The organism is Streptomyces sp. SLBN-8D4 (genome assembly GCF_049739545.1).
In the GTDB taxonomy this organism is placed as follows: domain Bacteria; phylum Actinomycetota; class Actinomycetes; order Streptomycetales; family Streptomycetaceae; genus Streptomyces; species Streptomyces canus_C.
Window position 1 is genome coordinate 405,531 of the sequence record NZ_JBMGQC010000001.1, and the last position, 12,681, is coordinate 418,211.

The 12,681-nt window shown below is 69.4% G+C and carries 9 protein-coding genes; 4 read left to right on the top strand and 5 right to left on the bottom strand.

Annotated elements, in window-relative coordinates; all coding sequences use genetic code 11:
• Nucleotides 1-11: 11 nt before the first annotated feature.
• The 3 genes from RKD20_RS01800 to RKD20_RS01810 form a co-directional block, all read right to left on the bottom strand.
• Nucleotides 12-155, bottom strand: coding sequence for a hypothetical protein (locus RKD20_RS01800; protein WP_424876052.1), 144 nt, complete (start codon nucleotides 153-155; stop codon nucleotides 12-14).
• A 132-nt stretch (nucleotides 156-287) separates the two neighbouring features.
• Complete coding sequence (locus RKD20_RS01805; RefSeq protein ID WP_424876053.1) at nucleotides 288-1,712, bottom strand: non-reducing end alpha-L-arabinofuranosidase family hydrolase; 1,425 nt, start codon at nucleotides 1,710-1,712, stop codon at nucleotides 288-290.
• A 545-nt stretch (nucleotides 1,713-2,257) separates the two neighbouring features.
• Nucleotides 2,258-4,525 carry a M4 family metallopeptidase gene (locus RKD20_RS01810; RefSeq protein ID WP_424876054.1) on the bottom strand — a complete coding sequence of 756 codons (2,268 nt, stop codon included), beginning with the start codon at nucleotides 4,523-4,525 and terminating at the stop codon, nucleotides 2,258-2,260.
• Between the two features lie 354 nt (nucleotides 4,526-4,879).
• Between RKD20_RS01810 and RKD20_RS01815 the strand changes: the two genes are divergently transcribed.
• The 4 genes from RKD20_RS01815 (at nucleotide 4,880) to RKD20_RS01830 (ending at nucleotide 11,530) form a co-directional block, all read left to right on the top strand.
• The gene (locus RKD20_RS01815; RefSeq protein WP_424876055.1) at nucleotides 4,880-5,416 is read left to right on the top strand and encodes a cysteine hydrolase family protein; all 537 of its coding nucleotides are present in this window, start codon (nucleotides 4,880-4,882) and stop codon (nucleotides 5,414-5,416) included.
• A gap of 600 nt (nucleotides 5,417-6,016) precedes the next feature.
• Nucleotides 6,017-8,152 (top strand): alpha-galactosidase, encoded by a 2,136-nt coding sequence (locus RKD20_RS01820; RefSeq protein ID WP_424876056.1) that lies wholly within the window; start codon nucleotides 6,017-6,019, stop codon nucleotides 8,150-8,152.
• A gap of 18 nt (nucleotides 8,153-8,170) precedes the next feature.
• Nucleotides 8,171-9,679, top strand: a complete 1,509-nt coding sequence (locus tag RKD20_RS01825) for a glycoside hydrolase family 43 protein (protein WP_424876057.1) — start codon at nucleotides 8,171-8,173, stop codon at nucleotides 9,677-9,679.
• A gap of 99 nt (nucleotides 9,680-9,778) precedes the next feature.
• Nucleotides 9,779-11,530 (top strand): cellulase family glycosylhydrolase, encoded by a 1,752-nt coding sequence (locus RKD20_RS01830; protein WP_424876058.1) that lies wholly within the window; start codon nucleotides 9,779-9,781, stop codon nucleotides 11,528-11,530.
• Between the two features lie 35 nt (nucleotides 11,531-11,565).
• Here the strand turns inward: RKD20_RS01830 and RKD20_RS01835 are convergent, their stop codons facing one another.
• Both RKD20_RS01835 and RKD20_RS01840 read right to left on the bottom strand, forming a co-directional pair.
• Nucleotides 11,566-12,195 (bottom strand): TetR/AcrR family transcriptional regulator, encoded by a 630-nt coding sequence (locus tag RKD20_RS01835; protein WP_424876059.1) that lies wholly within the window; start codon nucleotides 12,193-12,195, stop codon nucleotides 11,566-11,568.
• A gap of 24 nt (nucleotides 12,196-12,219) precedes the next feature.
• Entirely contained in the window at nucleotides 12,220-12,624 is a 405-nt protein-coding gene (locus RKD20_RS01840; RefSeq protein ID WP_020121529.1) for a PaaI family thioesterase, read from the bottom strand.
• Between the last annotated feature and the right edge of the window lie 57 nt (nucleotides 12,625-12,681).

The following is a 12,681-nucleotide window of genomic DNA, read 5'->3' on the forward strand; positions in this document are numbered from 1 at the left end:
TGATCCCGTCGTCACTGGAGCCGGCGTCGCGTGCAGTCGGCGACGTGCCGTGACGTGCGCGGGATTCGCGTGCAGCCGGAGCAGTCGAGGTTGCCGACCTGCTTGCTGGACGGCCCCTTGCAGGTGCCGTCCGGGAAGGTCCTGCCCAGCTTCATGTACTCGTGGAAGTCCGCGCCCTCCAGCGCCCCCGGCTTCGGCCCGACGCGAAGCGCAATCGGCGGCCCTGCGAAGGAACCCCAGCCGACGCACGGCTGGGGTTCCTCGACGCGATGAGTATGGGTCGACGGTCAGCGTTGCAGGGTGAGGACGCCCGGCCGCCACGGCAGTTGGTCGTAGGGGCCGCTCGCGCTGGGGGACTTGCCCTGGTAGAGGAACTGCAGGTTGCAGGGGTCGATGGTCTTGGTCTGGTCGGGGTTGTTGCGGACCAGGTCACCGTGGCTGATGTCGTTGGTCCAGCCGGCACCGCTGTTGGCCTTGCCCGCGAAGGGGTTGGACTCGGTGGCGGCCTGCGGGGTCCACGAACCGTTCAGGCTGGAGGCCGTGAAGGAGCGGAAGAAGCGCTGCTCGTTCGCGCCCCGAGCCTCGACGATCATCAGGTACTGGTTCTGGCCCTGGACCTTGTAGACCTCCGGTGCTTCGAACAGGTTCTTCACCGTGTCGCTCATGACCGTCGTGTACGACGATCCGAAGTTGCCCGGGAAGTTCCCGATCGGCATGCTCGCCCGGTAGATCTTGCCGTTGTCACCGGCGAAGAACAGGTACATGTTCTGGTCGTCGGCGATCAGGGTCTGGTCGATCGGGGCGGCGCCGGAGATGCTGCCGGTGAACAGGGGCTGAGGTGCGGACCAGCCGTTGGGGTTGGTGGGGTCGCTCGACGTGCGGTAGATGAAGGGCCACGCACCCCACTGGTAGGCCAGCACCCAGATGTTCTTGGGCGCGAAGTAGAACAGCGTGGGCGCCACCGTGGCCTGGCTCATGCCGGTCTGGCGGGCCGACGCCATGTCGGACCAGTTCGTGAAGGGAGCGAACGCCATCGAGCCGTACGACGATCCCGACACGTTCGACGCGTAGACCAGGTGCTTGCCGTTGTACGTCACGTTGGTGAAGTCCTTCAGCGAGACCCACCCGTTCGCCGGCTGCGCCAACGCTCCCGTCGACGTCCACCGGTACGAGGACGGCAGAGTGCAGTTGCCACCGCCCGGCGGGGTCGTCCCGGACAGGCCGGTCCACTTCTGGTTGCCGGCGCCGTTGCACGTCCAGATCTCCACCGCCGTGCCGTTGGCCGTACCGGAGCCCGTGACGTCCAGGCACAGTCCGGACTCCACGCCGACGATCGTACCGTCGGAGTTCACCCGCCACTGCTGGTTCGCACCCCCGCTGCAGGTCCAGATCTGCACGCGGGTACCGGCCGTGGTGGCGTGGCCCGGAACATCGAGGCACTTGTTGCCGAACACGGTCAGCTGGTTGCTGTCCGTCGCTGTCCACTGCTGGTTGGTCCCGCCCGAGCAGTCCCAGATCTGCAGGTACGTGCCGTCGGTCTGGCTGGAGTTCGGCACATCGAGACATCGGCCGGCGGCGACACCGCGCAAGGCGCCGCTGGTGGCCGCCTGAGCCGGGTTGGCGACGAGCATCGCCGCCAACGAGACCAGGGCCGCAACCACGGCGGCGAGCACCACGGACATACGTCCGCGGTCGAAACTACGTCTGCGCATGGGGACCTCGTTGTCCTTGAGTGAGCGGTTCCGGCTGCCCCACCTGGAGGCCGGCCGGACTGTCGAGGTGGTGCGGTGCGTAGCGGTCCGTGGCGGCGAAGGGCCGGTGGCTGCCGTCAGCGCGCGACGGCGAAAGCGAGATTGACAAGACCATGACATATACATCGTGCGGCATACCCCTTGCGGCTCGGGCGGTGCGGCAGACGTGTGCGGTGACGTCCTGGTGTGCGAGTGGAGCGGCCCTCTTGTTCGTCATGTCGAACAACAGTCGAACTATCGAGCAATCTGGATGATAGGGAACCGCAGAACTGCGTCAATACTTCTCGCATGATTCGCCGGGAATCCCGAAACATTCGATGCGGCGAGGAGCCACCAGAGGGGTCACCAGAACGTGCTGACGGACGAGAGGAGTTCGCCCGGTCGGCCGAAACTCGCCGTCGACGTCGCCGACTTTCAGCCGCGATCTCGGTCAAAGGTCTTCCACAGGCCTCGAACGGAACCGCCCGGATCCCTGAGGGATCCGGGCGGCGGGCGGTGCTGTCAGGTCAGGGAGCCAACTGCCAGCGCGCGATGTACCCGACGTCGATGGACGCCCGGTCCTGCACGCGCAACTTCCAGGTGCCGTTGAGCGGTTGTGCGGAGGCGTCGACCGTGAAGGTCTGGTCGACGTTGTCGGCGGAGCCGCCGCTGCGGTTGAGCAGGGAGTAGACGGTGCCGTTGGGGCCGACGAGGTCGACCGTCAGGTCACCGCGGTAGGTGTGGACGATGTTGACGTAGACCGTGGTGGTCGCGGAGGCGTTGCCGTCGCGGCCGGTGATGGTCACCGGGGACTCCACGGCTGCCCCGTTGTCGGGGATGTCCACCCGGGTGGCGTTGGCGTAGACGTAGGCGATGTGCCAGCTGAAGGTGTCCGAGGCGCTCGCGCCGGTGCTGTCGGTCACCTTGACGGTGACGTCGCCGGTGCCGAGGGTGGTCGGGCTGCCGCTGATCAGACCGGTCGGGCTGATGGTCAGGCCGTCGGGCAGGCCGGTGGCCTCGTAGGTCAGGGTGGCGTCGGTGTTGGTGGTGTACGCGTCCAGCTGGAGGCTGACCGCCTGGTTGAGGCCGCTGGTCTGGTCGGCGACCGGGGCGAGGTTGACGCCGAGGGCGATGCGGTTGCCGACGTTGATCGCCGCCCAGGAGTCGGCGACGGCGAGGTAGGTCGGACTGTAGGCGCCGAACAGGTCTGCGGCGGCGGACAGGGTGGCCGTGCGAGCGCCGGCGTAGTTGGTCGTCGAGGTCATGTACGTCGTCAGCGCGCGGTACCAGATCGCGGCGGCGTTCTCGATGCCGATGCCGGTGACGGGACGGCCGTCGGAGGTCGGGCTGTCGTAGGAGACGCCGTTGACGGTCTTGGCGCCGCTGCCCTCGGAGAGCAGGTAGAAGAAGTGGTTCGCGGGGCCGGACGAGTAGTGGACGTCGATGCCGCCCAGGTCGGAGCTCCAACTGTCCCTGGAGTCACCGTCCTTGGAGGGCTTGTCCATGTAACGCAGCGGCGTGCCGTCGCCGTTGATGTCGATCTTCTCGCCGACGAAGTAGTCGCCGGGGTCGGCCGCGAGGTTCTCGTGGAACTCGACGGCGGCGGCGAAGATGTCGGAGGTCGCCTCGTTCAGGCCGCCGGACTCGCCCGAGTAGACCAGGCCCGCGGTGGCGGCGGTGACACCGTGGCTCATCTCGTGGGCGGCCACGTCGAGCGCGGTGAGCGGGTGCGTGTTGCCCGAGCCGTCGCCGTAGGTCATGCAGAAGCAGGAGTCCTGCCAGAAGGCGTTGACGTAGTTGCTGCCGTAGTGGGCACGGCTGTAGGCGGCGACACCGTCGTTGCGGATGCCGTTGCGACCGTAGGCCTCCTTGTAGAAGTCCCAGGTGGCCGCGGCTCCGAAGGCCACGTCGACGCCCGCGGTCTGACGGTTGGACGGCAGGCCGGTGCCCCAGACATCGTTGTCGTCCGTGAAGAGGGTGCCGGTGCCCGAGGTGCCCTGGTTCAGGTCGTACGTCTTGTGTCCGGCGCGGTCGGCGTCGACGAGCTGGTACGTCGATCCGGACGGCGTGGTGCCCAGCGGGACCGTCCCGACGTACTGGCCGGTGCCCTCGCCGGTGTGCACCTTCTCGGCGGCCAGGAGTTCCTTGCCGGTGGCGGCATCGGTGACGACCTGGAGCTCGCTGGGCGTGCCGTCCCGCTGGACGCCCTTCACCAGGGTCTCCCACGCCAGGACGGGCTTGCCGGTGCCGGCCCAGATCACCCGCCGGGAGGAGTTCTCCACCTCAGCGCGCTTGACGTGATCCTTCTTCGAGGCCGCGAGAGCCTTGTCGGTGGCCCCGGCAGCCGTGATCTTCGGGCTGAGCGTGGGCACCGAGAGGCGTGCCGCGTTCGCCTTGGTGACGGTCGTACGGCCACTGCTGTCATGGACGACGAGGTCGCCGCCCAGGACCGGCAGGCCGGCGAAGGTGCGCTCGTAGCGGGTGTGCGTGGTGCCGTCGGCATCGGCGATGACGTCCTTGACGACGAGCTTCTCCTTGGCGCCGAGACCGATGCGCCGCGCCGTGTCGGCCGCCGCGGACCGGGCGCTCTTGACCAGGGCGGTGCGGCGGGCGGGGGTCAGGGAGGTCTGGGTCGCGCCGGCCCGTGGGGTGGCAGTGATCTTCGCACGCCCCGGGTCCGCCGGGGCCGCACCGGCCAGACCGGGGGCGGCCACCACGAGCAGGGAGCCAACGGCGGTGAGGGCAAGGGCACTTGCGCGTCTGCGTCGCACGAGCGCGCGGTGGGTCAGGGACAACGGGTTCTCCTTCGGTACGAGAGCCGGCCCGTGGTGGGGGCCGTGGAGGAGGCGGATCGGCGGGGTACGCCGGTCCGGAGCGCTGCACGGCATGCGGGTGGAAGGAGGTGGGGGGTGACGGAAACGCGACTGGTCTCGCGCGTTGAACCTGTGAGGAAACTGTGATTTCTCGGAGAAGAGTGGCACTGCGTGCCCAACGTTGTCATGTAAGCATCAAGACAACGGCTTGAACTGACCCTGCGCACCCGGCAAATCGGCACATGGGGCGCCGGTTTTCAGCCGTCGCGGCTGCTCTACGGCCAAGACAGTGCCCCAGTCCCTGTTGACACCCCCTGCACCGGGAACCCGGGGGTCATGAGCAAGACCGCACTGATCGTCATCGACATGATCAACACCTACGACCACCAGGACGCCGAGCTGCTGCTTCCCTCGGCTCGCAAGGTGGTTCCGGTCCTCTCCGACCTGCTGAAGACAGCTCGGTCGAGGGGCATCACGGTGATCTACGTCAATGACAACTTCGGTGAGTGGCGCTCTCATCACGGTGAGCTGCTGCAGCAGGCTCTCGCTGGGCCGCACGCCGACCTGGTGGAACCGGTGAAACCGGACCGCTCGTCGCTGTTCGTGCTCAAAGCACGGCACTCGGTGTTCTTCGAGACGCCGCTGTCCTACCTGCTGCGCCAGCAGGACATCGAACGGTTGGTCCTGTGCGGCCAGGTGACGGAGCAGTGTGTGCTCTACTCCGCCCTCGACGCCCACATCCGCCACTTCGAGGTCGTCGTCCCGCGCGACGCGGTCGCCCACATCCACTCCGACCTCGCGGACGCGGCACTGCACATGATGGAGCGCAACATGGGTGCGCGGGTGTGCGACAGCGGTGAACTGTGGGACTGAGCCGCGTGCCGTTGCCCTTCGGACGGGGCGTCGGCTGCTCATGGCCTGTCGGCAGGGGGTCGGGCCGTGCCGCGGAGGGAACCGTCCCGTCGCGTTTCTGACAGGCTGCCTGCCCGCCTCCGTCTCACCCTGCGGCTCCGGTTGCCACCCGCACTCCCACCTGTCGCACACCGTTCGACGCCCCCGCCGAGTGCTGGTGCCGCCGTCGCCTGCCAGATGTCCGCCGTCTGGCCGTACTTTCTGGGCACGTTGTTGAAGCGCTTCGACTTCGCCATCGGGGCCAGAGCCCGGTCGATGTCGCCGGTAAAAGAAAGCTTCTTGGCGGCGCCACCCCTTGTTGCCCGAGAAATGTGCCATTAACGTTCCCGGCCAGGCGAAGCGCTTCGAAACGGTGAAGGGAAGGGCCGCCGCCATGACCTACGAGTGGCACCGCGCAGCCCTCGTCCGCCCGCGCGGGCCGAGGCCGTCGCCCTGCACGCCCCGGGCGACGGCTGATGGCGCTTCCTGATCAGGCACGTTGCCGAACCGGTGCTCCGCCCGTGCTCGGCCGCGCCGTGCCTCGCGTCGCCTGACCTCCCCCACCTCCCCGGAAAGGCACCCATGACCAGCGCACCGCAGACCCTCCGGTGGGGCCATCAGGCCCTTGAGGTCGAAATCGGCGTCGAGGAGGACGGCACTCCCCGGCTCACGCGGATCGGCCTGCCCGGCGGGACGCGGCCCGAGCGGCGGAACTGGCCCCCGCTGCCGCTGGTGGAGGTGACGGCCGCGGGCCACGGCCGCGCCTGGTCGGGCGGACGCCTGATCGACACGTCCCTCGGCGGGCGGCTCCGCTACCGCGCCCACCGCATCGGCCGCGACGGTGACTGGCACGTGCTGCACATCGAGCTCCACGACCCCGAGACCGGTCTCGTCGCCGAGGTCACCTACCGCTCACCGGACGGTGTGCCCGTGCTGCGTGCCGAGGTGGCCCTGCGCAACGACGGTGAGGCGACCCTGTACCTGGAGTCGGTCTCCTCCCTCGTCGTGGGCTGTCTCGCCGACGGCCCGGAGGCCATCGACGCCGCCGACGTGCTGTGGGCCGAGAACGACTGGGTCGCCGAGTGCCGCTGGCAGCGTCGGCCGATGCGCGTGACCTCTCCGGTCCTCGCTGATCGTGTCGTCTTCGACAACGGCAAGGGTGAGTTCACCCAGACCGGTCGGGGCGTGTGGTCCAGCTGCGGCCGGCTGCCCATGGGCGGCCTGACGGACCGTCGTCTCGGCCGTACCTGGGTGTGGCAGATCGAGCACAACGGCGGCGGCTGGCACTGGGAGTGCGGCGAACGGGACACGCGCGCGTACCTGGCCCTGTTCGGCCCGACCGACACCCACCACGGCTGGCGGCATCCCCTGGAGGCAGGCGCACGGTTCACCACCGTGCCCGTGGCCCTCGCTTTCAGTGACGACGGCGGCCCCGACGAGGCGTTCGCCGCGCTCACTCGCTATCGCCGCGCCGCCCGCCGACCGCACACCGACCACGAGCGGCTGCCCGTCATCTTCAACGACTACATGAACTGCCTGATGGGCGACCCCACCACGGAGAAGCTGCTGCCGCTGATCGACGCGGCGGCCGAGGCGGGCGCGGAGTACTTCGTCATCGACGCCGGCTGGTACGACGGCGAGAACGGCGGCTGGTGGGACAGTGTGGGCGCCTGGGAGCCGGCGGCCTCGCGCTTCCCCGGGGAGCGCGGAATCCACGAGGTCCTCGACCGCATCCGCCAGCGTGGCATGGTGCCCGGCCTGTGGCTGGAGCCGGAGGTGATCGGCGTCCGCAGCCCCATGGCCAAGTCCCTGCCCGACGAGGCGTTCTTCCGCCGCGACGGCGTCCGCGTCACGGAGACCGGCCGCCACCATCTGGACCTGCGCCACCCCGCCGCCCGAGCCCACCTGGACCAGGTCGTGGACCGCCTGGTCGGCGAGTGGGGCATCGGCTACCTCAAGCTCGACCACAACATCGACCCCGGCTCCGGCACCAGCGCGCATCCGGGCGAGACCCCGGGCGCGGGCCTGCTCGGCCACAACCGCGCCCACCTCGACTGGCTCGACGGCATCCTCGACCGATACCCGCACCTGGTCGTGGAGAACTGCTCCTCAGGCGGAATGCGCTGGGACCACGCCCTGCTGTCCCGGCTCCAGCTCCAGTCCACCAGCGACCAGCAGAACCTCCAGCTGTACGCACCCATCGCCGCGTCCGCGCCCACCGCGGTCACCCCCGAACAAGGAGCCGTCTGGGCCTACCCCCAGCCGGAGGACTCACTCGACGAGGTCGCCTTCACCCTGGCCAACGCCCTCCTGGGCCGGATCCATCTCTCCGGTCGGCTGCCGGACCTGCGCCCGGAAGCCCGGGCCCTGGTCCACGAGGCCGTCGCCACGTACAAGACCATCCGCGCCGACCTCGCGCACGCCGTCCCGTCCTGGCCCCTCGGCCTTCCGGCCTGGGACGACCCCTGGATCGCCCTGGCCCTGCACACCCCCGACACCACCTACCTCACCGTCTGGCGCCGCCCCGGCACCGAACCCACCACCTCACTCCCCCTGCCCCACCTCCGCGGCCGCGCGGACCGCGTCGAGGTGCTCCACCCCACCGTGAGCGGGGCCGACGTCGACTGGAACCCCGACACCGCCGACCTCACGCTGACGCTGCCCACGGCCCCGTCCGCGGTGCTGCTCCGCCTCGAACACACGCCAACGACACGATGAGTGAAAGGCTTTGACCAGGTGACAGACGAGCAGGGGGCGGCAGCCACCGTGTCCAATCCCGTGATCCCCGGCTTCCACCCCGACCCCAGCGTCTGCCGGGTGGGCGAGGACTACTACGCCGTGTGCTCCAGCTTCGAGTACTTCCCCGGCATCCCCGTCTTCCACAGCCGCGACCTGGTGCACTGGACGCAGATCGGCAACGCCCTGGACCGGCCGAGCCAGCTGCGGCTGCCGCTGGACTCGCCCTCCTCGGGAGGCCTCTACGCGCCGACCCTGCGCCATCACGGCGGCCGCTTCTGGCTGATCGTCACCAACGTCAGCAGTGACGGCAACATGCTCTTCACGGCGACCGACCCCGCGGGTCCCTGGTCCGATCCGGTACGGCTGCCCGGGGTGCCCGGCATCGACCCGGATCTCGCCTGGGACGAGGACGGCACCGCCTGGTGCACGGTCGCCGGAGTCTCCCAGGTGCGCCTGGACCCGTACACGGGCAGGACGCTCGGAGAGCCGCACAAGGTGTGGTCCGGTGCCCCCGACGCGATGGCCCCGGAGGCACCGCACCTGTACCGCATCGGCGCCTACTGGTATCTGCTCATCGCCGAAGGCGGTACCGAGCGCGGCCATGCCGTCTCGATCGCCCGCGGGCCGTCCCCCTCAGGACCGTTCGAGCCCTGCCCGCACAACCCGGTCCTCACTCACCGGGGCACCAACCGGCCCGTCCAGAACACCGGGCACGCCGATCTCGTCCAGGCTCCCGACGGCTCGTGGTGGTTGATGCTGCTGGCGGTGCGGCCGGGGGGCGGCACACCGGGCTGGCACGTACTGGGCCGCGAGACCTTCCTGGTGCCGGTGGAGTGGGTGGACGACTGGCCGGTCGTGGGCGAGGTTCCCCTCGAACTGCCCGCACCTGCCTGGCCGTTGGTCCCCGGACCGGCCGAGCCCGCGCGGGACGACTTCGACCTCGGCGAACTGCGCCCGCAGTGGATCTCCCCGCGTGACCGCTCCCCGGAGCACTGCACGACGAAGGAACGTTCCGGCTGGCTGACCCTGCGTGCCCGCGGCGACTCCCTGGACCAACCGGACGTCGTGTTCGTCGGCCGCCGGCAGCGGCACCTGGCCTGCGAGGCACGCACCAGGGTCGACGCGGGCCGGGGGCGCGGCGGGCTCGCCGTCCGCCTGGACGAGGAGCACCACTACGAGATCGAGGTGTTCGAGGGAGAGGTACGGGTGCACGCCCGCGTCGGGCCCCTGCGCACCGTCCTGGCCTCCCGGCCGGTACCCACCGGCCCCGTGGTGCTCGGCGTCCGGGTCTCCCCCGCCCCGCCCCGGGGCCCCCGCACCGGGCCGGACACCCTCACCTTCGGCATCGAGGAGCCGGACGGCACGTTCGCCGAACTGGGCTCCCTCGACGGCCGTTACCTGTCGACCGAGGTGGCCGGCGGCTTCACCGGCCGGGTCATCGGCATGTACGCCTCGGCCGGCACCGTGCACTTCGACTGGTACGACTACACCCCCCTCGGCCCCTGACCGACCAGCCCCCACCCTCCGGCGCGCCTCCCTCGACCACCTGCACGCACTTCCCCCCACGGGCGGAATCACCGCTCGGCCGACACAGAAGGGTCAGAGATGACGGGAACGCACCACCCCACCGGCCGCCGCAGCCGCGGTCCCGGCCGCGTGCTGGGTCTCCTGCTGGCGCTGGTCACCATGATCGGGGTGACCAGCACCGCGGCCCTCGCCGCACCCGCCCACCAGGGCCCGGCACGGCTTTCGCTCGCCGCGAGCCCCATGGACACGGTGGCGGCGATGCAGCCCAGCTGGAACATGGGCAACACCCTGGACGCCATCCCCGACGAGACGTCCTGGGGCAACCCGGCGGCCACCAAGGCCCTGTTCGACACCATCAAGAGCCAGGGCTTCCGCAGCGTCCGCATCCCCGTCACCTGGACCGACCACCAGTCGTCCTCGGCTCCGTACACGATCGACGCGACCTGGATGAACCGCGTCAAGCGGGTCGTCGACTGGGCGCTGGCCGACGGCCTGTACGTCGTGCTCAACGTCCACCACGACTCGTGGCAGTGGATCGCCACCATGCCCACCGACCACGACGGCGTCCTGGCCCGCTTCAAGGCCACCTGGACCCAGATCGCCGCCAGGTTCAAGGACTCCCCGCGCTCCCTGCTCCTGGAGAGCAACAACGAGCCGCAGTTCAACAACACCACCGACGCCCAGGGCATCCAGTACAACGACGAGCTCAACACCGCGTTCCACAGCGTCGTACGCCAGTCCGGCGGCAACAACGCGACCCGGCTGCTCGTCCTGCCCACGCTGCACACGAACTCCGGCCAGGCCTTCCTGGACGCCCTGGCCGCGAACATGAAGTCGTTCAACGACAGCAACCTCGTGGTCACCGTGCACTACTACGGCTACTACCCCTTCAGCGTGAACGTCGCAGGCGGCACGCAGTTCGACGCCACCTCGCAGAAGGACATGACCGACCACTTCGCCAGGATCCGCGCCACCTTCACCTCCAAGGGCATCCCCGTCTACAACGGTGAGTACGGGCTGCTGGCCTACCCCGACTCCAACCACCCCTCCCGGATCGAGCGGGGCGAGGCGCTGAAGTTCTTCGAGCAGTTCGGCTACGAGGCCCGCACCGCCCGCGTCACCACGGCCCTGTGGGACCCCGGAACCTTCGCTTTCCTGAACCGCACGACCCTGCAATGGTCCGACCCGGCGCTGTTCGCCGCGATCAGGTCCAGCTGGACCGCGCGTTCGGGAACCGCGTCCTCGGACCGGGTCTTCCTGGCGAAGTCGAGCGCGATCACCGCCCGGACCCTCACCCTCAACCCCAACGGCCGCACGTTCCAGGGGCTTTGGCAGGGCAGCACCCGACTCGCGCAGGGCAAGGACTACACCGTCTCCGGCAACCAGCTCACCCTCACGGCCGCCGCCCTCACCAGACTCGCGGGCAACCGCGCCTACGGGACCAACGCGACCATCGAGGCCCGGTACTCCGGCGGACTGCCCTGGCAGATCTACGTGACCACGTACGACAGGCCGGTGCTCTCCGACGCGACGGGCTCCACCAGCGGTCTCACCATCCCCACCCAGTACCGGGGTGACCAGCTGGCGACCATGGAGGGCACCTACGCCGACGGCTCCAACGCCGGACCCGTCAACTGGAGTCCGTACCAGGAGTTCAACGTGTCCTTCAGCCCGGACTACTCCGGCAACGGGCTCCTGCTCACCTCCGACTTCCTCAACGCGCTCCGGGACAACACGCAGGCCACGCTCGTCTTCCACTTCTGGAGCGGCGCCACCGTGACCTATCACGTGACGAAGAACGCCGGTTCGGTGACCGGTACCGTCGTCTGATCCGAGCGCCCCGGGTGCCGTCGAGGCACCCGGGGTCAGCCCGACCGCGTCACGTCGGCCATCGAGGGTCCGGACGTGTGGGATGCGGTGAGAAGCGCGCCGTGGACGGCAGAGGACGCCGCCCGTCCGACGTAGCGATCGCGGTCCGGAGGCCAGGCGTCACGGTCTTGGTGGATGAGCAGGGAAACCGCCCCGTGCACGCCGGCACACAACACTCTGGCGGTCTCTGTCCTGCTCGTCACAGGCACCCCGGCATCAGCGCAGGCCGCGACCTTGTCGCGGAAATAGCGAAAGCATTCGTCCTCGTTCCGGCGGCTGGCCTCGGTGGCCTCACCCGTCATCACGAGCCGGTACTGAGAAGGATGATCAAGTCCGAACGCGATGTAGGCGACGCAGATCTCGTACAGCGCCGTCACGGGATCCGGGATGTCCCGGGACACTGCTTCCAACTCGCTGAGCAGGGAGCTCCATACCCGCAGGCACGTCGCATGGACGAGTTCCCGCTTCGAGGCGAAGTGGAGGTAGACGGCCGGCGGGCTGACTCCCGCACTTGTCGCCACGGCACGAATCGTCAGCGCCTCGGCGCCCCCGTCCTCCAGCAGCTGATCGGCGATGTCGAGGAGCTGGTCTCGGAGCAGCCCGCCCTGGCCCTTGGCGGCGCGCATCCGGGAAGCGGTCGCAGACATGTATCAGGGTGCCTTCGGCACGACGGCGGTGACCACTTGGGTCACCCGGGCGCAAAGTTCGCCCTTCTCGTCGTGGACGTCGACCTCGATGACGGTGTTGCGCCCCAGGCGCAGGGGACGGGCTGTCGCGACGACGCTCGTGCGTGCGGGCCGAAGAAAATGCGTGCTCGACTCCACGGTGGCCGGTGCGGCGCCGACCGGTCCGTTGAGGGCGGCGCACACGGCGGCACACACATCGGCGAGCCCCATCAGCGCCCCTCCGTGGAGGCCGCCGCCCACCGTGGAAAGGGAGAGATCGTGCGCCAGCCTGGCCCGGACGCCGGCCGCCGCGATCTCCTCGAACTCGACCCCGAGCGTCTTGGCGTACGGCGCGAGCGCGTAGACCTCTTCGGCTTCAAGTGTGACCACGAGCTGCTCCCGTCCTGAGTTAACGACGATAAGTTATCGTCGTTAACTCAGGACGTC